Genomic DNA, 25,367 nt, shown 5'->3' with positions numbered 1-25,367 from the left:
TTTATACGAGACAACATGAAGGAGGAAGAATTATGGATTTATGGGTTGTCATCCTTGTAGGCGTTGTTGCACTGCTTGCAGGAGTTGCACTCGGATTCTTTATTGCTCGTAAGTATATGATGAGCTATTTGAAAAAGAATCCACCGATTAATGAACAAATGCTTCGAATGATGATGATGCAAATGGGCATGAAACCGTCCCAGAAGAAAATCAATCAAATGATGAAAGCCATGAACAACCAAGCGAAATAATACGTACGATATTATGATCATAGATGGAACATGGTTATAAAGAATGGACAAGCGTTGTCCTTTCTTTATTCAATTCACCTTCATCAGACGCTTAAAACCACTGTACTTGCATGAATGAAGCAGGGAAGGTGGTTTTTATTATGGCGTCAAACAGCATGAAAAACAAAAAACCCCTATATCAGAGGTTTTCGTTTCTTTTATGGTCACACATATCAACTGTTCTACAATGGTGCGGCATGTTTGATATCATGAAGTATAATTAGTTGGCTGAGTTTGAGTGTAAGTGTCGTTGATATTGTAAGAGGAGATGATCTAGCTGCTGGCTATGTTCGATGGTCACTGTTGATGTCATCCCATTATGCAAGACAACTTTCATCAGCTCTTCTCTTTTTTCTTCGATTTGAGTTAATAATGATGTTTTTACCAAAGTCATGTTCCTTTCATGCAAATCTTGATAAAAAGAATCGATTCTATTATATCCATTTTAAGGTTTATTTTCAAATTTAAAGGATTCATTATCTTGATGTCAAATTAAATTATATAAGGTTTTAAGAGAATAGACCATCTTTATTGAGGTGATGTAAAAAAAATGAAATGATTTTGTCATCTCTTATTGTATATTTGTAAGAAGGGGGTGTTCTTTTGACAGATTTGAATTACTTTTTAGCATTTGGAGCAGGATTTCTTTCTTTTATTTCACCGTGTTGTCTTCCGCTTTATCCAGCATTTTTATCGTATATTACGGGCGTTAGTATAGATGAAGTGAAATCCGAGAAGGTGATGCTGAGAAAAAGAAGTCTGCTTCATACATTATTCTTTTTAATTGGTTTCTCTATTATATTTATTGCGATTGGGTTTGGGACATCGTTTGTCGGGAAGTTTTTTAATGATTATCATCAAGCGATTCGTCAAATTGGAGCCATCCTTATTATTTTCTTTGGTTTTATGACTCTTGGCGTATTCAAGCCCTCTTTCCTCATGGGTGAAAAGAGAATACAGTTCAAAAATCGTCCTGCTGGTTTTTTTGGATCCATTCTCATCGGAATGGGCTTTGCCGCTGGATGGACACCTTGTACTGGCCCTATTTTATCCGCTGTCATCACACTGGCGAGTAACAATCCTGAGTCGGCTGTCATGTATATGATTGCGTATATATTTGGATTTGCCGTCCCGTTTTTTATTCTCTCCTTTTTCATTACGAAAATGGGGTGGATCAGAAAGCGCCAGCAGCTTATCATGCGAATTGGCGGAATCATTATGATTGTGGTAGGGATTTTGCTGTTCTTTGATCTTCTGACATGGATTATCATCATGTTCTCATCATTGTTTGGCGGTTTTACAGGCTTTTGAAATCGTTTTCTACAGTCGCGGCGAATGGTTTTTTTTCGTCAATTGGAGTATATTATACATAGGCTGACCTTAAAGAATAAAGGAATGATTTGATATGATGATCTTGATCTCTTCTATAATTGCGGTATGTATGGCGGTGGCCGTCATGTTTATTCGCATTAAGTCATCTGCAAAACCTGCAACGGCAAAAAAAATTATTTTACCTCCTATTTTCATGAGCACTGGCGCACTGATGTTTTTTGTTCCAATGTTCCGGGTAACTGGAGCTGAATTTCTAGAAGCGATCACAGTGGGGATGTTTTTCTCTATATTTTTAATTAAAACATCGAAGTTTGAAATTAGAGGCAATGACATTTACTTAAAGCGGTCAAAAGCATTTGTGTTTATTCTCATTGGACTTCTTGTCCTTCGTATCGGAATGAAGACCATCCTAAGTTCTTCTATTGATTATGGCTCATTAAGCGGGATGTTTTGGATTCTTGCCTTTGGCATGATCGTACCTTGGCGGGTTGCCATGTATTTGTCGTTTAGAAAGCTGTCTAAACAATTAGATCCGCAGCAAATTCAAATGAATTAAACCTCCTTTTTAAAAAAGGAGGTTATTTTAATAACGATTCATATGGCGAGTGATCAATGTTTTTTTCTTGAAGGCGCTTCAATAAAAATTTATGATCACGCTTTGGTGTAGCCATAATGTAGCCGCGAATGATTAAGTCTAGATTAATGCTGGCAGCCTGTTCTTTTAATGCCAGCTCACCAATTTTACCCGCTATTTTTTCTTTGGCAACATCTCTAAACAGCTCTGGAACAGGTGATACGAGTTCATTTAACAGCTGTTTGTCCTCATCCCGCCATAGGTGAAGGCTCTTTTGAATATATTCATCCTGCCAATCAAGCTCTGATTTCCCATCTTCCTTTGGCAATCGTTTTAAAAATTTGCGAAACATAAAAAAGCCACCGATTGCGAGTAATCCGATCATCACTGTACCCCAAAATAAAATGAACCACAAAAACCAGCCGCTTAACATGTTCTCACTCCTTATACCCCTTATCTCTCTATTTTATATTACATGAAGAGAGGATAGAAGAAAATAACAAAAATGTATGTCTATTATCTCTATAAACGCCCTTTTTCATTGATAGCCGCCCATTTACTAGAATGACCCAAACCGATTAGTAGAAAAAGAATACATTATCATATAGCGATTCTACTATTTGGCCATGGTGGTTCGCAAAAGGTATTGACTTGAAACGAACGGGAAGAGAGCCCACCTATATGAAGGTGGGCTCTTAATGTTTGAAGTGGGGGATTTGAAAGGAAAATGCACCGCTTGGATGGTCGGAACATTTTTTAATTTTTATCGATATGATTTGGTTTTCATAATCTGTTGCAATGTCTTTGTCGTTTAAATAAAAAGGAAGCATCACGCTTTTTTCAATTGGCTGTTCGCCTTCACCTTTTGGCTTTTGTACTGTGTAAGTCAACGTCAGCTCATGTCCAGCGAAGGTCAGCTTTACATCAGTGATCGATAAGGTGGAGACATCGATTTCAATAATATAATCACGGCTTGTTTCATAAAGATCAATTGGGAGGTGTTCATCATACCAGGCAAATGGATCATCCATTAAAACATTGAGCCAATCATCTATTTCAAGGAAATCAGAGGAATTCGATTGCTTTTCATTCTCCATAAACACTCCTCCATCACATCTCATAATAAATCATATGATGAAAATGGAAATGTGTGAAAGACCTAAAACATCCCGTGTGGTCACGGGATGAGAGGGGAATGATTACATATCATGATGAGAATTGTGCTTTTGTCTTGTATGGTTGCGGTTTTTCACTTTTTTACTGCCTGATAGCGGCTCAGGCTGACCGCCTTGATGCTCCTTAGGAGAGTTTTGACGGATGTCTTTCCCTGTGTTTTTATTCGTCATGATGTTTGGCTCCTTCTTATTGATTTTTTTTGCGTTTTTTATTGTTTTGTCTTTGTTCTTCTGTTAAAACGAGTTGATCATCTTCCGTATAGCCTGCGCCATTACCTTGGCTTTTGGCTGCGTTCATGCCGTCAATGACATGATTTGCTTTGCGTTTTGTCATGTTCTTTCACCTCATTTGTAGTATGAACCCGCTGCGCTTAGTTTATGAAGAGTAATCATTTCCTAATGATAAGTTAAACTTATTGAATTTAATAAAAGCATTGTTATTTACTTATGTATGAATTTGTTTTAAGATGAAATTGTGAGAAAATTGTGGTGAAATACGACGATTTTTCTGAGAATTGAAATTGATCTTGATCATCAAAAGGGGGATTTTGGACATGTCGAAACAGCAGCAAGTCGCTAAACAAGACGCTTTTCAATCTAGAAAAACGTTTTCGACAAATGGGAAAACGTATCACTATTATTCGTTAGAAGCACTAGAGAAACAAGGAATTGGAAATGTTTCTAAGCTGCCTTATTCCATTAAGGTACTTTTAGAATCAGTGCTTCGCCAAGTAGACGGTAGAGTGATCAAGAAGGAACACGTTGAAAACTTGGCAAAATGGGGAACTGCCGAGGTAAAAGAAATTGATGTTCCATTTAAACCTTCTCGTGTTATTTTACAAGACTTCACGGGTGTACCAGCCGTCGTTGACCTTGCTTCTTTAAGAAAAGCAATGGCAGATGTGGGCGGGGATCCGGATAAAATTAACCCTGAAATTCCAGTTGACCTTGTTATTGACCACTCAGTACAAGTTGATAAAGCTGGAACTGAAGATGCATTAAACATTAACATGGATTTAGAATTCGAACGTAACGCAGAGCGTTATAACTTCCTTAGCTGGGCAAAGAAAGCGTTTAACAACTACCAAGCTGTTCCGCCTGCAACAGGAATTGTTCACCAAGTGAACTTAGAGTATCTTGCAAGTGTTGTTCATGCGATTGAAGAAGATGGCGAGATCATCACTTACCCAGATACATTAGTTGGAACTGACTCTCATACAACGATGATTAACGGTATCGGTGTACTTGGATGGGGCGTTGGCGGTATCGAAGCGGAAGCTGGTATGCTTGGTCAGCCTTCATACTTCCCAGTACCAGAAGTGATTGGTGCTAAATTAGTTGGAGAGCTTCCAAACGGAACGACTGCAACTGACCTTGCATTAAAAGTCACACAAGTCCTTCGTGAAAAAGGCGTAGTAAACAAGTTCGTTGAGTTCTTCGGACCGGGTGTTGCTCAATTGCCATTAGCAGATCGTGCAACAATTGCGAACATGGCGCCAGAATACGGTGCTACTTGTGGATTCTTCCCAGTAGATGAAGAAGCACTTGCTTACCTTCGCCTTACTGGACGTGATGAAGAGCAAATTAATATCGTTGAAGAATATTCTCGTGCAAATGGCTTATTCTATACGCCAGATGCAGAAGAACCAGTTTTTACTGATGTTGTGGAAATTGATCTTTCTAAAATTGAGTCAAACTTATCTGGTCCTAAACGTCCACAAGATTTGATTCCACTTTCTCAAATGAAAGAGACGTTCCATAAACACATCGAAAGCCCAGCTGGTAACCAAGGGTTTGGCTTAGATAAATCAGAGCTTGATAAACAAATCGAATTTGATCTTGCAAACGGTGAAAAAGCTGTGATGAAGACAGGTGCGATTGCGATTGCAGCGATTACGAGCTGTACGAATACATCGAACCCATACGTGTTAATCGGAGCAGGTCTTGTTGCGAAGAAAGCAAGTGAGCTCGGTATGAAAGTGCCAAACTACGTGAAAACGTCACTAGCGCCGGGTTCTAAAGTTGTAACAGGATACCTTGTGAATTCAGGACTTCTTCCATATTTAAGAGACCTCGGATTTAACATTGTTGGATATGGCTGTACAACTTGTATCGGAAACTCAGGACCGCTTGAGAAAGAAATTGAAGATGCTGTCTCTGAAAATGATCTGCTGATCACTTCTGTTTTATCAGGTAACCGTAACTTTGAAGGTCGTATCCATCCGCTTGTGAAAGGAAACTACCTTGCATCTCCACCATTAGTTGTGGCTTATGCACTTGCAGGTACGGTGAATATTGATTTAACAAAAGATCCTATCGGTGTCGATAAAAATGGCGAAAACGTTTATTTCAATGACATTTGGCCATCAATGGACGAAATCAACAGCGTCGTTAAAAGCACTGTCACACCTGAGCTATTCCGTTCAGAGTATGAAACTGTTTTTGACAACAATGACCGCTGGAATGAAATTAAAACGACGGATGATGCATTGTACAAATGGGATGAAAATTCCACATACATTGATAACCCGCCATTCTTTGAAAACCTATCAGTTGAACCTGGTAAAGTTGAACCGCTTAAAGGCTTGCGCGTAGTTGCGAAGTTCGGTGACTCTGTCACAACTGACCATATTTCTCCTGCTGGAGCGATTGGTAAGGACACACCGGCGGGCAAATACTTGCAAGAAAGAGGCGTGTCGCCTAGAGACTTTAACTCATATGGATCTCGCCGTGGTAACCACCATGTCATGATGAGAGGTACTTTTGCAAACATCCGTATTAAGAACCAAATTGCACCGGGAACAGAAGGCGGCTATACAACTTACTGGCCAACTGGTGAAGTGACATCCATTTATGATGCATGCATGCGCTATAAAGAAGATGGAACAGGTCTAGCGATCTTAGCAGGTAAAGACTACGGAATGGGTTCTTCACGTGACTGGGCTGCAAAAGGAACAAACCTTCTTGGAATTAAATTTGTTCTAGCTGAAAGCTTTGAGCGTATCCACAGAAGTAACCTTGTCTTCATGGGCGTACTTCCTTTGCAGTTTAAAGACGGAGAAAGTGCAGAAACTCATGGTCTAACAGGAACAGAAACATTTGAAGTTCATGTTGACGAAACAGTTCGTCCGCGTGATCTCGTTACTGTGAAAGCAATTGACACAGATGGTAACGAGAAAACATTTGAAGTGGTCGTTCGCTTTGACAGTGAAGTTGAAATTGACTACTATCGTCATGGCGGTATCCTTCAAATGGTACTTCGCGAAAAATTGGCAAGCAACTAATACAGCAAAGAAGAGAAGGCGATTCAACAGCTTTCTCTTCTTTTTTAAAATAGTGGAGGATCAATCATGTGGAAAAAAGGAATGGCAAGCGCTGTTTTACTTGTGTTGATTGGTTTACTTGCATGGAATTTATTTGGGCCAAAAGAGCCCGCAATCGGTCTTGAAAAAGGGGATCAAGCCCCTGATTTCGAACTAAAAACCCTTGATGGCAAAACCGCCTCGTTATCTGATTACCGAGGGAAAAAGGTGCTCATCAATTTCTGGGCGACATGGTGTAAGCCGTGCAGGACAGAAATGCCGGATCTAGACGCAATTAGGAGCGAAAATGACCAAGTTGAAGTACTAGCGGTGAATTTGACGACTACTGAAAAGAGTGTGGATCATGTGGCAGCATTCACAAAAGAATTAAAGCTGAGCTTTCCTGTTTTATTGGACCAAAAAGGCATTCAAGCAAGATATCAGGTTCTTTCATACCCAACGACCTACATATTAGATGAAAAAGGACGCATCATGTCTGTGAAGCATCAAATGCTGACAAAAAAAGAAATTGAAAAAGAGCTGGATCTATAATGATTCAGCTCTTTTTGCTTATTTTCCAAATGTTTTGGCGAAAATGTAATCATACATATATGGAGGTGAGTGGAATGAGAAGAAGAAAACGACGCACATTTGAAGAGCTTGTGCTTGAAAATAAAAAAGAATTATTAAGCAATGAGGAATTTTTAAACCAGCTCGAAGAAAAGTTGGAAGAACGATTTAGACAAAAATAAGTCATGAATTATCCGTTTTCGTTCATCCTAAAGGAGAGGGAGGGATGAATAATGGGTAGAGAGCATGATAAACAAGCGCAGTTTACACCAGACCATTTAGGGACAAAACCTGTAGCATACAAACGGAATAAAGGTAAAAAGATGCATAATAAATCAAATGAACAGCCAGATGTGATACAGACAAAGGGCGAATAAGGAGGGGAATCATCATGAATAACGAGTCATATCAATCCAATCCAGATGATCGATCTGATAATGTTGAAAAGCTGCAAGATATGATCGAGAACACACTTGACAATATCGATGAATCTGAAGCAGCGATATCCGTTTCGACTGAGACAGAAAAGCAAATGATCAAACAAAAAAACGAAAACCGCAAAATGAGTATTGACGCGATGCGTTCTGAGATCAAGGACGAAGAAGCAGCAAGAAAGAATGGCTATACTGAATAAACCAGGGATTCCTGGTTTATTTTATTGCCTCTTTTTAGAAGAACCATTTGGAATGTGGTAAAATGGCAGAGACAGACCTTAGGTTTTGATAGGAGAGCGATGAAAACGTGTATGTATCCAAAAAAGAAATAGAAGTCCGTTATGCAGAAACAGATCAAATGGGCATCGTATATCATGCCAATTATTTAATCTGGATGGAAGTCGGCAGAACAGCATTGATTAAAGAATTAGGGTTTTCCTATGCGCAGCTAGAAGCAGACGGTGCTCTTGCACCTGTTATAGACTTGCAGGTTCAATATAAAAAACCATTGCTGTATGGTGAAACAGCAACCGTTCATACATGGATTGAAGAATATAATGGTGTCAAAACGGTGTATGGCTATGAAATTCAAAAACCTGATGGACAAACAGCGATTACAGGGACAACCTCACATATTTGTGTAGATAAAGACACCTTTAGACCTATTCAATTTAGAAAAGCCTTTCCTGCTTGGCATAAAGTATATGAACAGTCGAAGAAGCAGGTTTAATTTATGGCTTTTGGTATTAAACGAAGCGATTTAAACGCTTGGAAAACAGCTGTCCAGGAAGGAAAAGTTGCTTTTTTAACACACTACTGGCTCGATGACCGTTTTCCAAATGCCAATACCGTCACAAAAGCAGCCTGTCAGGATATGAAGCGGTTAGTTGAGTGGGGAGAAAGACATGGACTAAAAAAAGAATGGATTCATGACCGGGAAGGGTTTCCTCATTTTGACTTGATCGGTGAGCCGCAAAAAAGAATTCTGCAAAAGGAACGGTCTTTAGGAAACATTCAAGAGTATGGGCTGTATATTGAAGTGTAAAACAAAAAAGATACCCGAGGGATGAGGTATCTTTTTTGTTTATTCATAATGAAATTCTGGTTCTTTCACGGACTCGTTATAATCAATATGCAGATCATGGTTGTCAAAGTACCAAATATCACTTTCCTCAATAAAGAAAGTAATACCTTCTATTTCAGCAGTTGCGCCGGCATTTTGAGGTTCATCTTTTGCGACGCCGAGAGAAAAGCCTTTTTGAACATTACTGCACCCGCCATATCTCACAAAAAAGCGAACTTGATCACCTTTTTCTAAATCTAATTCATCCTTGTACCAATTGAGTGCATCTTCTTTTATTGTTAATTTCAATGTGATCGCCCCTTTTTGAAGTCATGCTGTTTTTAAAATGCAGGATGCAAAAACAGCTTTTCTTTACTTTTACCACATATTTAAATGGATGAAACGGCTAGAGCCATTTGATTTTCGGTTCAGTTTTGTTGAGAATTCGTTTGAGGTTGGCGATGTGTCTGTAGATCACAAAGCCAGCAAGAACGGCAACAACAATGATTAAGAATAGGTCTTTGGTGAATATGCTGTAAATGAATGTATAGATCCCGGTCAGCATAGATGATAGTGAAACATATTTACTAATGTATAAAAATAAGAAAAAAGCAGCGATCATCGTGATAAATAGGAATGGGGCATAAAATAGCAGTACACCGCCTGATGTAGCGACTGCTTTTCCCCCTTTAAATTTTGCAAAGACAGGAAAGCTGTGACCGATAACAGCAGCAACTCCTGCTAATAAGGGATGGATGTCCAGCTGCATGAAAAACGGTAAAGCTGAAGCAAGCGTCCCTTTTAGGATATCAGCAGTAATCACAATAGACCCTGCTTTTACGCCAAGTGTACGAAATGCATTCGTCGCACCTAGGTTTCCGCTGCCATGTTCACGGATATCGATACCCTTTGCAGCTTTCCCGACAATGAGACCGGATGGAATACTGCCGAGAAGATAAGCCAAAATAAACATCAAAGCAATTAACATCTGCATAACTCCTTTATATTCTCCCTCTTGTCTTACATTTTAACATGATCTTGTGAAAAACATGGGGAACTTTTTTTGAAAAAATCCAAAGCAGATGGATTCAGCTTTGTTTTTAAGCAGAAATTCGCTAAAATAGAGGAAAAGGAGTGTCTTGATGAACAATCCTTCGAAAGAAGAAATCGGCCGTATATTAAAGAGCAGTAAACGAATTGCTGTTGTTGGATTATCAGATCAGCCGCACCGGACGTCTTATATGGTGTCTAAAGCGATGCAGGATGCCGGGTATGAGATTATCCCAGTGAATCCAACGATCGATGAAGCACTCGGTGTGAAAGCAGTCGCTTCTTTAAAAGACTTAAAAGAGCCTGTTGATATCGTCAATGTCTTTAGACGTTCAGAGTTTTTGCCAGAGGTGGCAGAAGAGTTTCTCGAAATAGACGCACCTGTTTTTTGGGCGCAGCAAGGCATATATCACGAAGAAGCGAAAAGGCTGATTGAGGAAAATGGCAAGGTCGTCATCATGGATTTATGTATCAAGGTGGCTCATGCGATGACAAAAACTCATTAAATCGTCAAAAATCCTTGGTTTTTCAAGGATTTTTGCTTTTTTGTTGCAGAAATATATTTGCGATTCTAGAAGAAAGCGATAAAATAAGGCGACAGGGACATATCGGCGGCCTTGCATATCTAGAAAAAGAGCGATAAGATAAATGCAGAACATTTGTTCTATTTTGCTAAAACCATCATATGATTGCATTTGGCTTATGAAACAGTCTTGTTTATAATGGACTTCTAGTTCTGATTGCAGAATGTAGAATGATTCTCATAGCTGTGCAAAAGAGCATGTATTGGTGAATCCTACATGCATGGTGATGATGCAGCTTATTAAAGTGGACAGTAATGAGCAGCATGATCATCATTAAAATCTAGAGAGATCATTTGATGATTAGCCGGTTATGTTTGTTAGTGAAAGGGGATTAAGCATTTGGTTAAAAAGCAGCAAGTAGATTATAACGATGATTCTATTCAGGTGCTAGAGGGGCTTGAAGCGGTCCGTAAACGTCCAGGGATGTATATTGGATCTACGGATTCCCGCGGTCTTCATCACCTTGTCTATGAGATTGTAGACAACTCTGTCGATGAAGTGCTCGCTGGCCATGGAGATCATATCATTGTCAAAATACATAAAGATAACAGCATTTCCGTCCAAGATAAAGGGCGAGGAATGCCTACTGGTATGCATAAGCTTGGAAAACCGACACCTGAGATCATTTTAACGGTCCTGCACGCAGGCGGAAAATTTGGTCAAGGTGGATATAAAACAAGTGGTGGACTTCACGGAGTTGGGGCATCGGTTGTGAACGCGCTGTCAGAATGGCTTACTGTCACGATTGAACGGGACGGATTTATTTATCATCAGCGCTTTGAAAACGGCGGTAAACCTGTCACATCACTTGAAAAAGTCGGAAAATCGAAAAAAACGGGAACACTAATTCATTTTAAGCCGGACCCAACCATGTTCAGTGTTACGACCTATAATTTCGATACATTATCAGAACGTTTAAGAGAATCTGCCTTTTTATTAAAAGGGTTAAAAATAGAGCTGATCGATGAACGGCATGATGTACAAGAAACGTTTTATTATGAGACAGGCATTGAAGCCTTTGTTGCTTATCTAAATGAAGAAAAAGATGTTCTAAGTGAAGTCGTCTCATTTGAAGGAGAGCATCAGTCCATTGAAGTAGATTTTGCTTTTCAATTTAACGATGGCTACTCGGAGAATATCCTTTCCTTTGTCAATAACGTCAGAACAAAAGATGGCGGAACACATGAGTCTGGCGCCAAAACGGCCATGACGAGAGCCTTTAACGAATATGCACGCAAAGTGGCCCTTTTAAAAGAAAAAGACAAAAATTTAGAAGGCACTGATATTCGCGAAGGACTGTCTGCTATTATTTCTGTCAGAATTCCTGAAGAGCTGCTTCAATTTGAAGGGCAGACAAAAGGAAAGCTTGGGACAAGTGAGGCTCGTTCAGCTGTTGATGCTGTTATTTCTGAAAAACTTGCGTATTTCCTTGAAGAAAACCGGGAAACAGCCACTCTTCTTGTGAAAAAAGCGATTAAAGCGCAGCAGGCAAGAGAAGCTGCTAGAAAAGCCCGTGAAGAAGCGAGGAGCGGCAAGAAGCGGAAAAAGTCTGAAGCAACGCTGAGCGGAAAATTAACACCTGCCCAATCTAGAAACCCAGCAAGAAACGAACTATATCTAGTAGAGGGTGACTCAGCGGGCGGGTCAGCAAAACAGGGACGTGACCGTAAATTCCAAGCGGTGCTGCCTCTGCGCGGAAAGGTCATCAATACTGAAAAAGCAAAGCTTGCTGATATTTTCAAAAATGAAGAAATCAACACCATTATTCATGCAATTGGTGGAGGCGTCGGTGTCGATTTTAATGTGGAAGACATCAATTATGACAAAATCGTCATCATGACAGATGCGGATACGGATGGAGCGCATATTCAAGTGCTTCTCTTAACATTCTTCTACCGCTATATGAAGCCGCTGATTGAGCATGGCAAAGTGTTTATTGCACTTCCGCCTTTATATAAAGTCAGCAAAGGCTCAGGAAAAAAAGAGATTATTGAGTACGCATGGTCTGATGAAGAAATGGATGACGTATTGAAGAAAGTTGGAAAAGGGTACACGATTCAGCGCTACAAAGGGTTAGGTGAAATGAATGCCGACCAGCTATGGGAAACGACAATGAATCCAGAATCGAGAACACTTGTCAGGGTCAAAATTGATGATGCTGCACGTGTGGAACGACGCGTCACAACTCTAATGGGTGACAAAGTTGAACCACGCCGTAAATGGATTGAAAAGAATGTCGCCTTTGGACTTGATGAGGAAAGCAACATTCTTGAAAATGAAAACTTGTCGCTAGCTGAGGAGGTTTAAACATGGCACAACAAGAACGATTTCATGATTTACCATTAGAAGAAGTAATCGGCGACCGGTTTGGGCGCTATAGTAAATATATTATCCAAGACCGTGCGCTTCCAGATGCACGTGATGGTCTAAAACCCGTACAACGAAGAATTTTATATGCGATGTACGCAGAAGGAAATACGCAGGATAAAAACTTCCGTAAAGCCGCTAAAACAGTCGGTAACGTGATTGGTAACTACCATCCGCACGGGGACTCATCTGTTTATGAAGCGATGGTAAGAATGAGTCAGGAATGGAAAGTACGAAATGTGCTGATTGAGATGCACGGAAATAACGGGAGTATTGATGGAGATCCGCCTGCTGCCATGCGTTATACGGAAGCAAGACTGTCTGCCATTGCTTCGGAGCTTTTAAAGGACCTAGACAAGGAAACGGTCGAATTTGTTGCAAACTTTGATGATACAAGCAAAGAGCCAGTTGTATTACCAGCAATGTTCCCAAATCTTCTCGTGAATGGATCAACAGGGATTTCAGCTGGTTATGCGACAGATATCCCGCCGCATCATCTTGGAGAGGTCATTGATGGCGTCATTAAGCGAATTGAACAGCCGCATTGTACGGTTGAGGATTTAATGACAGTCATCAAAGGGCCGGATTTCCCAACGGGCGGTATCATTCAAGGTGTAGACGGTATTAAGAAAGCGTATGAAACAGGAAAAGGGAAGATCATGATTCGCGGAAAAGCGGAGATTGAAACCATCCGCGGCGGACGCCAGCAAATCGTGATCACAGAAATTCCTTACGAAGTGAATAAAGCCAACCTTGTCAAAAAGATGGACGAGTTTCGAATTGAAAGAAAAGTAGAAGGTATTTCAGAGGTCCGAGATGAAACAGACCGTACTGGGCTTCGAATCGTAGTAGAGCTGAAAAAAGAAGCAGATGCAAATGGTGTGCTGAATTTCTTATATAAAAACTCAGATCTGCAAATCCCGTATAACTTTAATATGGTAGCGATACATAATCGAAGACCTACCTTAATGACGCTCACAACTGTACTAGATGCATATATTGCCCATCAAAAGGAAGTGGTGACGAACCGCTCAGCGTACGAGCTTCGAAAAGCGAAGGAACGCCACCATATTGTCGACGGTTTAATTAAGGCACTTTCCATCTTAGATGAAGTCATTGCCACAATCCGCTCCTCTAATGATAAGCGAGATGCCAAGAACAACTTGATGGCGAAATATGATTTTACAGAAGCACAATCAGAAGCGATTGTTTCACTCCAGTTATATCGTTTAACGAATACAGATATTACGCAATTAAGAGACGAAGCAAGAGAGCTTGATGTGCGCATCGCAGAGCTTGAAGACATTTTAGCGAACGAGAAAAAGCTACTGAAGGTCATTACAAACAGCCTGAAAAAGCTCAAAAAGACATATGCTGATGAGAGAAGATCCGTCATTGAGGAAAAAATCGAAGAAATTAAGATTAACCTTGAAGTGATGATCGCATCAGAGGATGTTTACGTGACAGTCACGAAAGATGGTTACATTAAACGAACAAGCCAGCGCTCTTATGCTGCCTCTAACGGTAAAGACTTTGGCATGAAAGATACTGACCGTTTGATTCATCAGTTTGAAATGAATACAACGGATGTTCTTCTGCTGTTTACGAATAAAGGAAGCTACATTTATTGTCCTGTTCACCAGCTGCCAGATATACGCTGGAAAGACATGGGGCAGCATATTACAAACATCATTTCAATTGATCGCGAGGAATCAATCCAAAAAGCCATTCCAATAAAAGAATTTGATGAAACGTCATATCTTTTATTCTTTACGAAAGGTGGAATGGTGAAGAAAACAGAGCTTCTTCAATATAAAGCGCAGCGTTATTCGAAACCGCTTGTCGCCTTGAATCTAAAAGGTGACGATGAACTCGTAGATGTTCATGTCACAACAGGACAGCAGGAATTGTTTATTGCAACGAAAAATGGTTACGGTTTATGGTTTGATGAAGAAGAAGTAAGTGTTGTTGGACCGAGAGCGGCAGGTGTCAAAGGAATCAACTTGAAGGAAGGGGACGAGGTAGTCTCTGGCCAGATCATTGATCCGAAGAACGATGTCCTTGTGCTCACAACACAAAGAGGGGCTGTAAAGCGAATGAACCTCTCTGAATTTGATAAAACATCAAGAGCGAAACGCGGAGTTCTTATGCTGAGAGAGTTAAAGAAAAACCCGCATCGTATTGTGGCTGTGATCGCTGCAGCGCTGCACGATACACTTGAGATAGATACCGAAAAAGGCACAACGATTCCACTAGATATTTCTACTTTAAGAGCGAATGACCGCTATAGCAATGGGTCATTTATTGTAGATGAGGAAGAGCAGGGAGAAGTGACTCATGTCCTTCTGACTCCTGAACGTGCACCAGATGACAATAAATAAGCAAACGAAAACCCCCTGCGATTGGCAGGGGGTTTCTTTTTATATACAGGTCAATTAGCTCTCGTGGTTGCCAAACATGCTTGTAATGGCATGAACTACTTCAATTCCTTGGTAAACGAAAAGAGAAAGTGAAGTGACAGAGAATAGACCTAGAATGAAAATTCTTAAGAAAAATAACATCGTGTAAAACCTCCCAATTTTTGTTTTGATTTAGATGGTTGGGTTAAACACGAGCTTGTCGGAAATAAGAAGATTGATAGAACACTGCAAGTAAATGCTTCTTTTTCCGGTCAAATCGATCAGTATGAGTGATGCGCGCAAATCCAGCTGTCATACTGCCAATAATCAGCAGTGCTGTAAATGCGGCAAATACTGCGCTCACATGTTTTTGTTTCTTTTCATCGCCCATTGTCTGGACGATTTTCATTTCATGTGATTCTTGATCGGCAACCACCTTCGCATGATGGTATACCTGAACGGAATGAGGCATTGAGAACAAATGAAAACTTGCAAGTGCTATACATAAAACACCTAATTTTAATAGCATATTTCTTTTCATTTTTCTCACCCCTTCCTGGTTATTTTCATGATCTTACCACGTTTTCAGTTATTTGAAAAGTCTTATTTTTTTACTTTCCCTCTTTAAAAAAACGATAAACATCAGGACATCTATAGGACTGTTTCACTTCATGAAAGGTTTCAATTTTATTTTTTAAATTTAAAAAAAGTGCCATGATCAAGGATCAGACACGTTTAGTGAGCTTGTAATGAATGTGGTTTTGCTACAGCTTTAGTAAAGATTCCTGCAATACATATGGCAAATAGAACAAAGATAAAGGCATGAAGCAGTCCAACTTGATTAGCAAGCAGCCCTAAAATAGGAGGGCCGGAAAGGGAGGCTGTGTAACCAGATAAGGTCACAATACTGACGCGTTTGACAGCGTACCGGCTATCATCGCCAGCTGCAGAAATGGTCAGCGGAAAGCCTAAAGATGCGCCAAGTCCCCATAAAAAGATCGATATCATACATACAACAAGTGAAATCTTTAAAATGACTAAGAATAGTCCGGCAGCTGCTGATAAAATGGCCACTCTTAGCAATAACACTCTGCCAAAGCGATCAATCAATCGTCCGCTGATCAGTCTGCCGCTAATCATGCCGCACAAAAACAAAGCATAGATGACCGTACTCATGGAATGTGAAACTTGATAGCCATCCACCATTGCAAGTGGAATCCAATCATTGGCCGAGCCTTCGACAAACGCAAGACATAAGGCGATCATCGCAAGAGATATCGTTCGTTTGTTCAGCCATGCTGTTTGAGTAGGTTCAACTGTATCTGACTGCTTCTCATGCTGATCTTTTCCTGTCCCATGCGGGATAAACCGTGTACAAATCAATATGCTGAGGAAGAATAGAAGGGCAATAACGAGAAGGTGTATCAATACAGAAACCCCTAGATGGATAAAAAGAATACCAGCACCTGCTCCAATTAACGTCCCAATGCTAAAGGAAGCGTGCAATATAGGCAGAATGGTTTTCTTGATGCTGTACTCAATCTCTGTTCCTTCTAAGTTCATCGCTACATTACACATGCCAGAGCCTGCTCCAAAAAGAAAAAGACCAGAAGTGACGACAAAGATAGAAGAGAGCGTGGAACCAATGGCAAGAGTAGTGAATCCAAGGAACATCAAAAAAGCACTGATCACAATCGCCACTCGGCCGCCTTTTTTGCGGACGAATACATTTGAAAGAACAAGCCCAACAATTGAGCCAACAGATAAACCGAGTAAAATAAGTCCCATTGTTCCTGTGTTTGCTTGTAATAAATCTCTAACTTCCGGTGTCCGCGAAAACCATGTAGAAATGGAGATTCCAGACATCGTAAAGATCACAATAATTGCTTTATACCACTTTAATTCCATCTAATCCCTCACATTTAAAGATATATATGTTATTGAACAAATCTACTCGATTATAAATGAGACTTGCTGATTCGTAAATAACAGGAGGGAGGAACGTAATGAAAAAATGTTAGTCAAAAGAAATTTCTATTGGTGAGAGGTGAAATTGATGGATACACAATGATTAATGAGCATTTTTCAAGTGTAATGTTGGACTAGATGTTTTGACATATTAGAACGAAAAAAGCATTGATTTGGTAAACACACAATCGAACATCAACTGGAGCTATAATGAACGCTTGATACAAAGCTCATAGCATCTGGCGTTGTTGTGACAAAAACGTTGCAGCGAAATGTTTATGGCCATGAAATCGTCAGAATATCATCAAAGCATTTAGATGAATCAATTTAAAATTGATTTTTTCTTTTTTGTCTCAATAAGATAAGTATACTTAGTTTTGAGACAAAGGAAATTCGTTTGTTGTTTAACTTCCTAGAATATATATTATGTAAACTAATAAATGAGATACATCGATCGATATTTAATTTCACAACCTCTACCACCTTTTCAATAAATTAGATTGGTCGTAAAGGTTGTGCCTTTCCTTATTGGCTGCAACAGTTAATTAAATACTTTGGGCTATTTCGTTTAAAAATACTTTCCTCTTTTCATCTGTTGTTAAGTTAACTCTCGAAAAATGAATCCATTGGGTGTCTTCATTTTTAAGTCCCAAGTCAGCAAGAGTTCTGTTAATAAAAACGCCTTGAATTGCATTCCCGCCTTCAGATTCTATATAATCCTTATCTGTTGTAGATGTTGAGATCACAGTTGTTTTTTTAATATTTGTCAATAAACCTTTTAAAGCCCCAGTGTTTTTATCTTCTAAGAATGCGAAACCTCTTAACATGACTTTATCAATAAATCCTTTTAAAATTGCAGGTAAATCCCACCACCAGACAGGAAATATAAATATTAATTCAGTTGCCTGACTTAATTTCTTTTGAAAATCCTTAACTAATTGATAAGGTGTTTCGCCTTTAATAAAATACTTCAATTCTTCAGCTGAAAAAACGGGATTAAACCCATCTTTATATAAATCGATCACTTGAAATGGTTCTCTCTTTGTTTCTAGATTTTCTGTAATGGAAGTCAAAATGGCATGATTATAGCTTCCGTCCCAAGGATGTGCATAGACAATCGTTTTCATTATTCATTCACCCTTTTTTGTTATTTTCATCATATTTTGATGTACATTCATTTTATTGTATGCTATAACGTACTACAAGTACGGTAATTAAAGTGCGATACTAACCTAAAGGAGAGTGTGAAATGACGAAAGAATCCTTTCCAGCTAATGTTGATCTAAAAGAAACTGGATTTGGGTACACTTTATCTTTAATTGGTGGGAAATATAAGATGACGGTACTGTATGCTTTATATGCAAACAATGGTCCTATTCGCTATAATCAGTTAAAACGAATGCTCGGGACTATCTCTTTTAAAACATTAACCAATACACTAAAAGAACTTGAAGCGGATCAATTAATTAATCGTAAAGAATATCCTCAAGTGCCTCCAAAAGTAGAATATAGTTTATCGGAAAAGGGATTATCATTGATACCTGTATTAGATGCAATTTGTTATTGGGGAGAAGAACAAATGAAAAAATAGTTAGAAGTTGAGTGAAATTGTACTTTTGGTAAAAGAGATTGTGCATTCAGGCATGAAAAAGAGCATCTCTCTTGAGATACTCTTAGAATGATAATGAAACAACTATTTTTCGACCTCTTCCTATATAAATCCCAATACCTCATTTTGTTCATGCGCTAGTTCCATACCTTCTGCTAGATAGAGAGCGTTCATTTTATCTATGTCATCATCTACTAGCCAATGGCGGATCAGTTGACGCAATCTCGCAGCAACGGTCTGACAAACCTCTGGTGATAAGTAACTATCAGAATCGGATTGTTCCAGCAATGGGATGAGGTCATCTTTCAAGTTGTATTCTACGGGTTATTTTGACTTAATCCCTGCCCCGCAAAGAGGTATGACGATGGTTTCTTTTGATTCCTTTTTATATTTCAAGTAGCCGGCAAAATTGACTGCAGATGTCACTTCCACATAAAATCCTTTTTCACTTAGTTTAGAGCGTGCATTCAATATTTCATCTTCTTCAATATCTATAAATGTACCATTGGTATCTTGTACAGCTTGTAGAATTTGTTTGGAGCGCGCCGGGGCAGCAATGGCTATCCCTTCTGCTAAGGTTCCTGTATTCGTAACAGGCGATGCTGATTCCTCCTCGTTTTGATAAGCTTTCACAAGAGGTGCACAGTTTTTCGCTTGTATGGCAATGATTTTCGGTGTTTTATGAATCAAACCATTTTCAAATAACTCTTTAAAGCCATAATACGCTCCTAGAAGGAGAGTGCCGTTTCCAACCGGAATGATTACAGCATCTGGAGCTCCTTTTATTTGTTCATAGATTTCATATGCGTATGTTTTTGTTCCCTCAAAAAAATAAGGATGATATACATGGCTTGCATAAAAAACGTTTTCGTCGTCTACTGCTTTTTGGGCTGCAGCAGCAATGTCCTCGCGTGTACCACGAATTTCTTTAATCGTTGCTCCATGGGCTTTTATTTGAGCGACCTTTTTAGGTGAAGTTTCATCGCTTAAATAGATGTCACATGCAATCTCGCAACGAGCTGCATAAGCGGCAATCGCTGTTCCTGCATTCCCGCTGCTATCCGCAATGACTTTTGATACCCCTAATTTCTTTGCCTTTGTCATTAAAACAGCAGCTCCTCGATCTTTAAAGGAGAGTGTAGGCATCATATAATCAACTTTTACATAAGTATTTGGCTCATTCGTATCTAAAAGGATTAACGGAGTTTGACCTTCACCCATTGTTACAGATTCCCAAGTCTTAGAACCCTTTGAAAAGGGCATGGTTTCAACATAACGCCATAATGAGTTTGGATAGTGATCCCAAGCCGCCATATCTATTTTAGGGGTATCTTTCACCAGGTTTAATACGCCGTTACAATCACATTTCCATAGGGTTGTTGTCATCTCATATACTTTCCCACAATCGTTACAAATCAATTGATTCATCGATCATCATCCCCTTCGAATAATTTTTTATACGAAATATACTTTTTTATATATCATAGGCAAAAAAATATTCTAAATATAAGAAATAGCATCAATTTCAATTTTGAAACCGAAATGTAATTCATTCGTTGGTACAACAGTACGTGCTGGTTGGTGTTCACCGAAAAATTCAGTGTAAACCGCATCTACCTTGTCCCATAGTTCAATATCAGAAATGTATAATGTCATACGCAAAATTTTTTCTTTTTTACTTCCAGCCGCTTCTACAATCATCTCGACATTTTTAAGCGCTTGTAATGTCTCTTCTTCAATGGGACCGAATTCTTTTTCTCTCGTTTCAGGATTGATGGCAAATTGTCCTGAAACATAGACCGTGTTTTGATGAACGGTTGCGAATGCATAGTGTCCGTTGGCTTTTAGATTCCCTACCTCAAAGATGCTTTTCATTTCGTTTCCCCTTCATTCGATTTATGTTTGATCTCATCCAAATAGCTATAGACGGTGACTTTAGAAATACCTAACATAGATGCGACCTTCTCAACTGAACCTTTCATTAAAAAAATTCCCTTTTCATCCATAAACCTTATTAATTCAATTTTTTCATGGCGTTTCATGACTGGGTGAACACTGTTTTCAATGATCTGTTGAATCAATTGATCTACGATTTCTTCCACATTTTCAAGATCATCATTTGTTGTTGTTTCATTCTCTTGAACTTCAACTTTTGTAGAAAGAAAAGTATCCATAAATTGCTGCATTTGATTCAATGCTTCAACATCAAAATTGATACAGAATGCACCAATTACCTTTTGCTCGGAATCACGAATTAATGAAGTCGAAGAACGAATGGTACGGTTGTCTTCGGTTTTAAATGTATACCCAGCGAGATAATCTTCTTTAAAATCTTCTGATTGTAAAACAGTCTTTACCAAATGATCAAATGATTGACCGATTTTTCTTCCCGTGACATGATGATTGACTGTAAACATGACTGATGCTTGAGGGTTCGTTAAATCATGAATCACGACTTCACAATTTGGTCCAAACATTTTTGCAGTAGATTTTGCTAAAGGAATATAGCTCTGTAATAAATTCTTTATATGTTCCATGCCTAAGCACCTCATTTGTTTATTCCACTAGATTATATAATTTTTTATATACAAAAACAATATGTAGATTTTTTTATACGTTTTGAAAAAGTGGAGAAAATATAAAAAAGCAGCCATTGACTGCTTTTTTTGCTCCTTTCTAATTGATTTTTTGCTGGATCCCAGACAAAATGACGTCAATTCCCCACCTGAACCGTTCCATTGATACGGTATCACCTGCAAACATTTCTTCTTTCAGGCTATGAATGAAAGGAAACCGCGTTTTGTCTGCATCATGAAATGTTTTTTTTGTATCTGAAATCTGCGAAGAGCCTTGTTTCTTCCAAGAGACCTTTTCGTATGCTACGGAAGATATGTATAACAGTAAAAGGTCTACTCCCCATGCAGCGGATGTAGATTTGATTCCGCCTTTATGCAGTGCAGCGAGAAGATGTTCGGTCAACTGTAAAAAGTTCGTTCCTTGCGGGATGGTGGAAAGAGAAATTTCAGCAAGACCAGGCTTTTCGTATAGCAGCAGGAAATAAGTATGCAATATGTCAAATAACTGTTCTTTCCATGTGCCACCCGCTGAATTTGGATAAACCATCTGGCCGAGACCATAATCCAATACGTAAGCACTTAGTTCTTGAAAATTGTTCACGTAGACATACAAGGATGCAGGTCCTGTATCTAATGCTTTAGCCACTTTACGCATACTCATGCCCTCTAACCCTTGCTCCTTAAGAAGATCAAAGGCAGTTTTCACAATGAGTTCACGGCTTAAGGGCTCTTTAGCCGGCTGAGACCGACGACTGATAATACGACGATTTGAATTGTTCATACTCTCTTTATAACATGTCAAAGTCAAATAGTAAATTGAGCATCAATCTCCGTTTTCTTGAAAAGAATTCATCATATCTGCAAGCTTGACCGCAGCGTTTTTTGAAAAACACAGTTTTAAGCTTTTCTCCGATTCATGAGCTTTCTCCGATGAATATTCGTACATCATGTCTTCGTATTGTTCTATAGCCTTTTCGATATGATGAGGATTTCGGACAATCGCAAGTGCGAGTTCCATTGCATCAAACATCGCCATGTTTACGCCCTCCCCTGCGAATGGTGACATGACATGAGCTGCATCACCGATAAGCGTTACTCCTTTTTGGCGGTTCCATTTAAAACCGACAGGAAGCGTATAAATCCGTCTTGGAATGATGGCATCTTCTGCATAACGAATATAATTTTTCAGCTGTTCGTCCCAATCACTAAATAACTCTAATAATTGTTCTTTTGCTTCTTTCGCTTGATGAAAAGGAATACCACAAGCCTCAATCCAGTTACGTTCTACCATAAGGCTTGCATACACTTTTATTCGTCCATCCCCGTTTAACTGACCAATTAGTCCTTTGTGGTCTGCTAAAGCAAACATCTTCCCGCGTTTATTAAATGCAGCTAAATCAGGGTGGTTTACCTTTACGTTGAGGATATTCAGTTCCAGCATCGTAAGTCCGGCGTATTCAATATCAATATCTGTTAACAGAGGACGCACACGAGAAAAAGCACCATCTGCTCCAATTAAAAGATCAACTGTCTCGACAACTCCGTTTTCAAAATGAAGCTCCGTCAAGCCGTTTTCTAGTGAAACGCATCTTTCTAGTTTATATCCATATTTGATGTTTTTAGCATCAATTTGATCTAACAGCAGTTCGCACAAAACACCACGGTCAATTTCTGGGCGGGTGCCTTTTTGATCTGGTTCCGTTTCTTCATCTAAATAAATTTTTCCTGACTTATCAAGTAATCGGAAATCTTCTCCTTCATAGCGTGCGTTCCTTTGAAATTTCTCATAAATTCCCGCTTCTTTTAAAGCTTTTTGGCCTGTTTCTTCGTGAATATCCAGTGAGCCCCCTCTTTCAAGACTCTTGTCATGCACCTCTCGTTCATAGATGGTTGTTTGTATACCGTGATTTTGCAGTATTAAGGCGAGCGTTAGCCCCCCAGGTCCTCCTCCAATGATAGCGATTTGCTTTTGATCCTTAGATAATGCCGTCATCGTATGCATCTCCTCTTCTTTATGAAAATCGTTTAAAGCCATATCTTATTTATATTATAACGAACACCGTTCGTTAAGAACGGTGTTCGTTTAAAAAAGTTTATTTTACGAGTGCTTTAAGAAAAAGAAAGCAATCGACCGTTACCATATGATACACTCCAAATATGATTCTTTTCGATTGTTTTCATTCTGAGTGTAAGGGGTGTTTCTATGAATAAATTATTGGCAATGTTGATATTAGGATTGAGCTTTAGTGGTGCCGCTCTCATTCTTTCTGTCCCTTTGTTATTCAAGTCCAAACTAGAACAATCTGAGCTCGTGTTTGCTGCTGGATCAGCGGGCGCTTTTGCAGTATTTGCTGTCTCATGCTTAGTTCTTCGAAAACAATTCAATCGCTAAAAAACCTAAACATCATCCACCATTAGAATAGTGGAGATTTGTTTAGGTTTTGTGACTTACCTTGATATGAACTTAAAGAATGTGGTACAAGCTGATCCCAATACTAAGAGCGAATAACACAAGTGCCGGGATTGCTTTTTTAAAGGGATCTTTGGCCAATACGATCAGAGTAAATGTAGCTGCCAGCATCGTGCCTCCTAACAATAAGCCTGATAATATTGCGATTGTTGGCATCCATATGCCGATCAGCATTCCAGCTGCGCCTATGAGCTCAAAGGCTCCGGTTAAAACATTAAAAAAAGCAGGTAAACCAAATCGTTTGAACTCTTCTGCCATTTTCCCTGATATAATTTTCGATCCTGTTACAAAAAAGAAAGCAGCCAATATCATTTGCAGAATAAGTATGAAAATCGTGATCACATCTTCCTAAGTTATTTGACTGAAACACTCCGCTGATACAATTTATATGTCATAGCATATATCGGATATAAATAGTTAGTTACAGATTAGACATTTCAAGATTCATAGTGTGAATGAAATAATTTGTTTAAAAGTAATTTTAATTGTTGAATCTCTTCATCGTTTAATTGCTTTGTCACCGTTTGATGTGCATCCATGACGACAGGAAGAATGGCTTTTTTGACCTCGTCCCCTTTTTCCGTTAAAAGCAGGTGATGTGAGCGCCGGTCTCGTTCATTATAGATCTTTTTGACAAGCCCTTTTCGTTCCATAGACTGGATCATTCTGACGACAGTGGTTTGATTTTTATCAATTCCTTCTGCCAATTCTTTTTGAGTAGTCCCCTTTTCACTACTCAGAATACTTATAATACTCCATTGTTCAGGAGTGACCCCGTAAGGCTTTAACCTGTTCGTAAAATAATTAGTCATTTTGAGATCGGTACGATGAACGAGATAGCCTATTAAATCTTGTAAATCCATGTAAACACCCTCTATAAAATTTATATGCTATAGCATATATATTAGTGAAGCCTTTGAAAATTGTCAAATCATCCATCTGCTTGTTTAAAATCAATCCCTGACAAGATATATGGCACTGCTGATTTGATAAACTCCTCTGATGATAAGTGCGAACTATTTTTTCTCCACTCAACAGAAGCTCCGTGAATTCCCCAACTTAAAAAAACAGCTGTGACTTTTAGAATTTGCTTTTCCACATTTGTATATTGATTGATTAACAATTGATAAAAAATAATTTCAAGCTGCTCCCTCACAATAGGAGCAAGTTCAGTTTCATATTCTACTTGGCAGCGGTTATGCAGAGATTGTTGAAAATTCGTTAGGGCTTTAAAAATATTGATAATCGTATCTTCATCTAGTTTACGATGATTGAAATTAATACTTTCTAAATTAATCGATAATACTTCTGATAGTGTTTTATCCAGCAAATCGTATTTATCCTCAAAATGATAATAAAACGTCGCTCGGTTGATTAAGGCTTCTGCCGTGACATCTTTGATCGTAATATCCTTAAATTCCTTTTTCGATGAAAGTTTAATAAATGACTCCATGATTAACTTACGCGTTCTCAGAACCCGTGGGTCTGTCTTTGGCTGTGTCATCTTATCCCTCCTCCTTTTTCAACACATCTATCAATCTGTTGGATAAACAACAAATTGAAGAAATTATTGGTGTTGGTCTCACTCATTGTGTCTTAAGATC

General features: G+C 39.0%; 34 protein-coding genes. 15 read left to right on the top strand and 19 right to left on the bottom strand.

Annotation, left to right across the window (positions count from 1 at the left end; genetic code table 11):
- Positions 1-32: 32 nt before the first annotated feature.
- Positions 33-251 (top strand): YneF family protein, encoded by a 219-nt coding sequence (locus tag AC3WTB_RS00545; RefSeq protein ID WP_003212379.1) that lies wholly within the window; start codon positions 33-35, stop codon positions 249-251.
- A 259-nt stretch (positions 252-510) separates the two neighbouring features.
- Here AC3WTB_RS00545 and AC3WTB_RS00540 read toward each other — a convergent pair whose 3' ends face one another.
- Positions 511-684 carry an aspartyl-phosphate phosphatase Spo0E family protein gene (locus tag AC3WTB_RS00540; RefSeq protein ID WP_369810454.1) on the bottom strand — a complete coding sequence of 58 codons (174 nt, stop codon included), beginning with the start codon at positions 682-684 and terminating at the stop codon, positions 511-513.
- Positions 685-893: 209 nt separating this feature from the next.
- Between AC3WTB_RS00540 and AC3WTB_RS00535 the strand changes: the two genes are divergently transcribed.
- Both AC3WTB_RS00535 and AC3WTB_RS00530 read left to right on the top strand, forming a co-directional pair.
- Positions 894-1,601: a cytochrome c biogenesis CcdA family protein gene (locus tag AC3WTB_RS00535; protein ID WP_151284320.1), complete on the top strand. Its 708-nt coding sequence runs from the start codon at positions 894-896 to the stop codon at positions 1,599-1,601.
- A 94-nt stretch (positions 1,602-1,695) separates the two neighbouring features.
- Positions 1,696-2,178, top strand: a complete 483-nt coding sequence (locus AC3WTB_RS00530) for a CcdC family protein (RefSeq protein ID WP_024425136.1) — start codon at positions 1,696-1,698, stop codon at positions 2,176-2,178.
- Positions 2,179-2,200: 22 nt separating this feature from the next.
- On the opposite strand, the gene AC3WTB_RS00525 is transcribed toward AC3WTB_RS00530, so the two are convergent.
- From AC3WTB_RS00525 to sspO, 4 genes are all read right to left on the bottom strand, one after another.
- Positions 2,201-2,629 carry a DUF2621 domain-containing protein gene (locus AC3WTB_RS00525; protein WP_075611441.1) on the bottom strand — a complete coding sequence of 143 codons (429 nt, stop codon included), beginning with the start codon at positions 2,627-2,629 and terminating at the stop codon, positions 2,201-2,203.
- Between the two features lie 262 nt (positions 2,630-2,891).
- Entirely contained in the window at positions 2,892-3,293 is a 402-nt protein-coding gene (locus AC3WTB_RS00520; protein WP_039178919.1) for an Hsp20/alpha crystallin family protein, read from the bottom strand.
- A 102-nt stretch (positions 3,294-3,395) separates the two neighbouring features.
- Positions 3,396-3,542: a small acid-soluble spore protein P gene (locus tag AC3WTB_RS00515; RefSeq protein ID WP_003211331.1), complete on the bottom strand. Its 147-nt coding sequence runs from the start codon at positions 3,540-3,542 to the stop codon at positions 3,396-3,398.
- Between the two features lie 16 nt (positions 3,543-3,558).
- Positions 3,559-3,705 carry a small acid-soluble spore protein SspO gene (gene sspO, locus AC3WTB_RS00510; protein ID WP_039178922.1) on the bottom strand — a complete coding sequence of 49 codons (147 nt, stop codon included), beginning with the start codon at positions 3,703-3,705 and terminating at the stop codon, positions 3,559-3,561.
- 220 nt (positions 3,706-3,925) lie between these two features.
- Between sspO and acnA the strand changes: the two genes are divergently transcribed.
- From acnA to AC3WTB_RS00475, 7 genes are all read left to right on the top strand, one after another.
- Complete coding sequence (gene acnA, locus AC3WTB_RS00505) at positions 3,926-6,655, top strand: aconitate hydratase AcnA (RefSeq protein WP_064498511.1); 2,730 nt, start codon at positions 3,926-3,928, stop codon at positions 6,653-6,655.
- A gap of 66 nt (positions 6,656-6,721) precedes the next feature.
- On the top strand, positions 6,722-7,225 hold the full coding sequence (locus AC3WTB_RS00500; protein ID WP_039178927.1) for a TlpA family protein disulfide reductase: 504 nt from the start codon (positions 6,722-6,724) through the stop codon (positions 7,223-7,225).
- Between the two features lie 74 nt (positions 7,226-7,299).
- A complete protein-coding gene (locus AC3WTB_RS00495) occupies positions 7,300-7,425 on the top strand; it encodes an FbpB family small basic protein (RefSeq protein ID WP_003211002.1) in 126 nt (41 codons plus the stop codon).
- A gap of 51 nt (positions 7,426-7,476) precedes the next feature.
- Positions 7,477-7,620: an acid-soluble spore protein N gene (locus AC3WTB_RS00490; protein ID WP_008357830.1), complete on the top strand. Its 144-nt coding sequence runs from the start codon at positions 7,477-7,479 to the stop codon at positions 7,618-7,620.
- A gap of 14 nt (positions 7,621-7,634) precedes the next feature.
- Positions 7,635-7,877: a small acid-soluble spore protein Tlp gene (gene tlp / locus AC3WTB_RS00485; RefSeq protein ID WP_064498512.1), complete on the top strand. Its 243-nt coding sequence runs from the start codon at positions 7,635-7,637 to the stop codon at positions 7,875-7,877.
- A 107-nt stretch (positions 7,878-7,984) separates the two neighbouring features.
- The gene (locus tag AC3WTB_RS00480; protein WP_024425143.1) at positions 7,985-8,407 is read left to right on the top strand and encodes an acyl-CoA thioesterase; all 423 of its coding nucleotides are present in this window, start codon (positions 7,985-7,987) and stop codon (positions 8,405-8,407) included.
- 3 nt (positions 8,408-8,410) lie between these two features.
- Positions 8,411-8,722, top strand: a complete 312-nt coding sequence (locus AC3WTB_RS00475) for a hypothetical protein (RefSeq protein WP_039178934.1) — start codon at positions 8,411-8,413, stop codon at positions 8,720-8,722.
- 39 nt (positions 8,723-8,761) lie between these two features.
- Here AC3WTB_RS00475 and AC3WTB_RS00470 read toward each other — a convergent pair whose 3' ends face one another.
- Positions 8,762-9,049, bottom strand: a complete 288-nt coding sequence (locus tag AC3WTB_RS00470) for a HesB/YadR/YfhF family protein (protein WP_024425145.1) — start codon at positions 9,047-9,049, stop codon at positions 8,762-8,764.
- A gap of 97 nt (positions 9,050-9,146) precedes the next feature.
- Complete coding sequence (plsY, locus tag AC3WTB_RS00465) at positions 9,147-9,728, bottom strand: glycerol-3-phosphate 1-O-acyltransferase PlsY (protein ID WP_024425146.1); 582 nt, start codon at positions 9,726-9,728, stop codon at positions 9,147-9,149.
- Positions 9,729-9,882: 154 nt separating this feature from the next.
- On the opposite strand from plsY, the gene AC3WTB_RS00460 reads away from it, so the two are divergent.
- The 3 genes from AC3WTB_RS00460 to parC all read left to right on the top strand — a co-directional run bounded on the left by AC3WTB_RS00460 (position 9,883) and on the right by parC (position 15,122).
- Positions 9,883-10,296 carry a CoA-binding protein gene (locus AC3WTB_RS00460; RefSeq protein ID WP_492333185.1) on the top strand — a complete coding sequence of 138 codons (414 nt, stop codon included), beginning with the start codon at positions 9,883-9,885 and terminating at the stop codon, positions 10,294-10,296.
- 417 nt (positions 10,297-10,713) lie between these two features.
- Positions 10,714-12,681 carry a DNA topoisomerase IV subunit B gene (gene parE, locus AC3WTB_RS00455; RefSeq protein WP_039178939.1) on the top strand — a complete coding sequence of 656 codons (1,968 nt, stop codon included), beginning with the start codon at positions 10,714-10,716 and terminating at the stop codon, positions 12,679-12,681.
- Between the two features lie 2 nt (positions 12,682-12,683).
- The gene (parC, locus tag AC3WTB_RS00450; protein WP_059375377.1) at positions 12,684-15,122 is read left to right on the top strand and encodes a DNA topoisomerase IV subunit A; all 2,439 of its coding nucleotides are present in this window, start codon (positions 12,684-12,686) and stop codon (positions 15,120-15,122) included.
- 54 nt (positions 15,123-15,176) lie between these two features.
- Here parC and AC3WTB_RS00445 read toward each other — a convergent pair whose 3' ends face one another.
- The 4 genes from AC3WTB_RS00445 to AC3WTB_RS00430 form a co-directional block, all read right to left on the bottom strand.
- On the bottom strand, positions 15,177-15,302 hold the full coding sequence (locus AC3WTB_RS00445) for a hypothetical protein (RefSeq protein ID WP_254966705.1): 126 nt from the start codon (positions 15,300-15,302) through the stop codon (positions 15,177-15,179).
- Positions 15,303-15,345: 43 nt separating this feature from the next.
- Entirely contained in the window at positions 15,346-15,681 is a 336-nt protein-coding gene (locus AC3WTB_RS00440) for a hypothetical protein (protein ID WP_151284324.1), read from the bottom strand.
- 194 nt (positions 15,682-15,875) lie between these two features.
- Positions 15,876-17,048 (bottom strand): MFS transporter, encoded by a 1,173-nt coding sequence (locus AC3WTB_RS00435; protein ID WP_144494779.1) that lies wholly within the window; start codon positions 17,046-17,048, stop codon positions 15,876-15,878.
- A gap of 605 nt (positions 17,049-17,653) precedes the next feature.
- Positions 17,654-18,235, bottom strand: a complete 582-nt coding sequence (locus tag AC3WTB_RS00430; protein ID WP_492333184.1) for an NAD(P)H-dependent oxidoreductase — start codon at positions 18,233-18,235, stop codon at positions 17,654-17,656.
- 122 nt (positions 18,236-18,357) lie between these two features.
- Between AC3WTB_RS00430 and AC3WTB_RS00425 the strand changes: the two genes are divergently transcribed.
- A complete protein-coding gene (locus AC3WTB_RS00425; protein WP_126681907.1) occupies positions 18,358-18,699 on the top strand; it encodes a winged helix-turn-helix transcriptional regulator in 342 nt (113 codons plus the stop codon).
- Between the two features lie 342 nt (positions 18,700-19,041).
- On the opposite strand, the gene AC3WTB_RS00420 is transcribed toward AC3WTB_RS00425, so the two are convergent.
- The 5 genes from AC3WTB_RS00420 to AC3WTB_RS00400 form a co-directional block, all read right to left on the bottom strand.
- A complete protein-coding gene (locus AC3WTB_RS00420) occupies positions 19,042-20,145 on the bottom strand; it encodes a threonine synthase (protein WP_492333183.1) in 1,104 nt (367 codons plus the stop codon).
- 72 nt (positions 20,146-20,217) lie between these two features.
- On the bottom strand, positions 20,218-20,592 hold the full coding sequence (locus tag AC3WTB_RS00415; protein ID WP_039178961.1) for a RidA family protein: 375 nt from the start codon (positions 20,590-20,592) through the stop codon (positions 20,218-20,220).
- Positions 20,589-21,254 carry a helix-turn-helix transcriptional regulator gene (locus AC3WTB_RS00410; RefSeq protein ID WP_099663305.1) on the bottom strand — a complete coding sequence of 222 codons (666 nt, stop codon included), beginning with the start codon at positions 21,252-21,254 and terminating at the stop codon, positions 20,589-20,591. The genes AC3WTB_RS00415 and AC3WTB_RS00410 overlap by 4 nt, the downstream gene beginning before the upstream one ends.
- 139 nt (positions 21,255-21,393) lie before the next feature.
- Positions 21,394-22,074 (bottom strand): TetR/AcrR family transcriptional regulator, encoded by a 681-nt coding sequence (locus AC3WTB_RS00405; RefSeq protein ID WP_492333182.1) that lies wholly within the window; start codon positions 22,072-22,074, stop codon positions 21,394-21,396.
- A 42-nt stretch (positions 22,075-22,116) separates the two neighbouring features.
- Positions 22,117-23,286, bottom strand: coding sequence for an FAD-dependent oxidoreductase (locus tag AC3WTB_RS00400; protein ID WP_492333181.1), 1,170 nt, complete (start codon positions 23,284-23,286; stop codon positions 22,117-22,119).
- Between the two features lie 210 nt (positions 23,287-23,496).
- On the opposite strand from AC3WTB_RS00400, the gene AC3WTB_RS00395 reads away from it, so the two are divergent.
- A complete protein-coding gene (locus AC3WTB_RS00395) occupies positions 23,497-23,685 on the top strand; it encodes a hypothetical protein (RefSeq protein WP_039178972.1) in 189 nt (62 codons plus the stop codon).
- Between the two features lie 72 nt (positions 23,686-23,757).
- On the opposite strand, the gene AC3WTB_RS00390 is transcribed toward AC3WTB_RS00395, so the two are convergent.
- The 3 genes from AC3WTB_RS00390 to AC3WTB_RS00380 form a co-directional block, all read right to left on the bottom strand.
- The gene (locus tag AC3WTB_RS00390) at positions 23,758-24,105 is read right to left on the bottom strand and encodes a DoxX family protein (protein WP_492333180.1); all 348 of its coding nucleotides are present in this window, start codon (positions 24,103-24,105) and stop codon (positions 23,758-23,760) included.
- Between the two features lie 95 nt (positions 24,106-24,200).
- The gene (locus AC3WTB_RS00385; RefSeq protein WP_492333179.1) at positions 24,201-24,626 is read right to left on the bottom strand and encodes a MarR family winged helix-turn-helix transcriptional regulator; all 426 of its coding nucleotides are present in this window, start codon (positions 24,624-24,626) and stop codon (positions 24,201-24,203) included.
- A gap of 68 nt (positions 24,627-24,694) precedes the next feature.
- Complete coding sequence (locus AC3WTB_RS00380) at positions 24,695-25,267, bottom strand: TetR/AcrR family transcriptional regulator (RefSeq protein ID WP_251180792.1); 573 nt, start codon at positions 25,265-25,267, stop codon at positions 24,695-24,697.
- Positions 25,268-25,367 lie beyond the last annotated feature (100 nt).

Source organism: Bacillus sp. EB106-04-04-XG123 (assembly GCF_058791855.1).
Note: the sequence above shows the minus strand (reverse complement) of the source record. Positions and strands in the feature narration are given on the sequence as shown.

Bases quoted from the DNA above. Each gene is read 5' to 3' on its own strand.
- AC3WTB_RS00545 (WP_003212379.1), top strand. From the start codon at position 33: ATGGATTTATGGGTTGTCATCCTTGTAGGCGTTGTTGCACTGCTTGCA.
- AC3WTB_RS00540 (WP_369810454.1), bottom strand. From the start codon at position 684: ATGACTTTGGTAAAAACATCATTATTAACTCAAATCGAAGAAAAAAGA.
- AC3WTB_RS00530 (WP_024425136.1), top strand. From the start codon at position 1,696: ATGATGATCTTGATCTCTTCTATAATTGCGGTATGTATGGCGGTGGCC.
- AC3WTB_RS00525 (WP_075611441.1), bottom strand. From the start codon at position 2,629: ATGTTAAGCGGCTGGTTTTTGTGGTTCATTTTATTTTGGGGTACAGTG.
- AC3WTB_RS00520 (WP_039178919.1), bottom strand. From the start codon at position 3,293: ATGGAGAATGAAAAGCAATCGAATTCCTCTGATTTCCTTGAAATAGAT.
- AC3WTB_RS00515 (WP_003211331.1), bottom strand. From the start codon at position 3,542: ATGACGAATAAAAACACAGGGAAAGACATCCGTCAAAACTCTCCTAAG.
- sspO (WP_039178922.1), bottom strand. From the start codon at position 3,705: ATGACAAAACGCAAAGCAAATCATGTCATTGACGGCATGAACGCAGCC.
- acnA (WP_064498511.1), top strand. From the start codon at position 3,926: ATGTCGAAACAGCAGCAAGTCGCTAAACAAGACGCTTTTCAATCTAGA.
- AC3WTB_RS00500 (WP_039178927.1), top strand. From the start codon at position 6,722: ATGTGGAAAAAAGGAATGGCAAGCGCTGTTTTACTTGTGTTGATTGGT.
- AC3WTB_RS00495 (WP_003211002.1), top strand. From the start codon at position 7,300: ATGAGAAGAAGAAAACGACGCACATTTGAAGAGCTTGTGCTTGAAAAT.
- AC3WTB_RS00490 (WP_008357830.1), top strand. From the start codon at position 7,477: ATGGGTAGAGAGCATGATAAACAAGCGCAGTTTACACCAGACCATTTA.
- tlp (WP_064498512.1), top strand. From the start codon at position 7,635: ATGAATAACGAGTCATATCAATCCAATCCAGATGATCGATCTGATAAT.
- AC3WTB_RS00475 (WP_039178934.1), top strand. From the start codon at position 8,411: ATGGCTTTTGGTATTAAACGAAGCGATTTAAACGCTTGGAAAACAGCT.
- plsY (WP_024425146.1), bottom strand. From the start codon at position 9,728: ATGTTAATTGCTTTGATGTTTATTTTGGCTTATCTTCTCGGCAGTATT.
- AC3WTB_RS00460 (WP_492333185.1), top strand. From the start codon at position 9,883: ATGAACAATCCTTCGAAAGAAGAAATCGGCCGTATATTAAAGAGCAGT.
- parC (WP_059375377.1), top strand. From the start codon at position 12,684: ATGGCACAACAAGAACGATTTCATGATTTACCATTAGAAGAAGTAATC.
- AC3WTB_RS00445 (WP_254966705.1), bottom strand. From the start codon at position 15,302: ATGTTATTTTTCTTAAGAATTTTCATTCTAGGTCTATTCTCTGTCACT.
- AC3WTB_RS00440 (WP_151284324.1), bottom strand. From the start codon at position 15,681: ATGAAAAGAAATATGCTATTAAAATTAGGTGTTTTATGTATAGCACTT.
- AC3WTB_RS00435 (WP_144494779.1), bottom strand. From the start codon at position 17,048: ATGGAATTAAAGTGGTATAAAGCAATTATTGTGATCTTTACGATGTCT.
- AC3WTB_RS00430 (WP_492333184.1), bottom strand. From the start codon at position 18,235: ATGAAAACGATTGTCTATGCACATCCTTGGGACGGAAGCTATAATCAT.
- AC3WTB_RS00425 (WP_126681907.1), top strand. From the start codon at position 18,358: ATGACGAAAGAATCCTTTCCAGCTAATGTTGATCTAAAAGAAACTGGA.
- AC3WTB_RS00420 (WP_492333183.1), bottom strand. From the start codon at position 20,145: ATGAATCAATTGATTTGTAACGATTGTGGGAAAGTATATGAGATGACA.
- AC3WTB_RS00415 (WP_039178961.1), bottom strand. From the start codon at position 20,592: ATGAAAAGCATCTTTGAGGTAGGGAATCTAAAAGCCAACGGACACTAT.
- AC3WTB_RS00410 (WP_099663305.1), bottom strand. From the start codon at position 21,254: ATGGAACATATAAAGAATTTATTACAGAGCTATATTCCTTTAGCAAAA.
- AC3WTB_RS00405 (WP_492333182.1), bottom strand. From the start codon at position 22,074: ATGAACAATTCAAATCGTCGTATTATCAGTCGTCGGTCTCAGCCGGCT.
- AC3WTB_RS00400 (WP_492333181.1), bottom strand. From the start codon at position 23,286: ATGACGGCATTATCTAAGGATCAAAAGCAAATCGCTATCATTGGAGGA.
- AC3WTB_RS00395 (WP_039178972.1), top strand. From the start codon at position 23,497: ATGAATAAATTATTGGCAATGTTGATATTAGGATTGAGCTTTAGTGGT.
- AC3WTB_RS00385 (WP_492333179.1), bottom strand. From the start codon at position 24,626: ATGGATTTACAAGATTTAATAGGCTATCTCGTTCATCGTACCGATCTC.
- AC3WTB_RS00380 (WP_251180792.1), bottom strand. From the start codon at position 25,267: ATGACACAGCCAAAGACAGACCCACGGGTTCTGAGAACGCGTAAGTTA.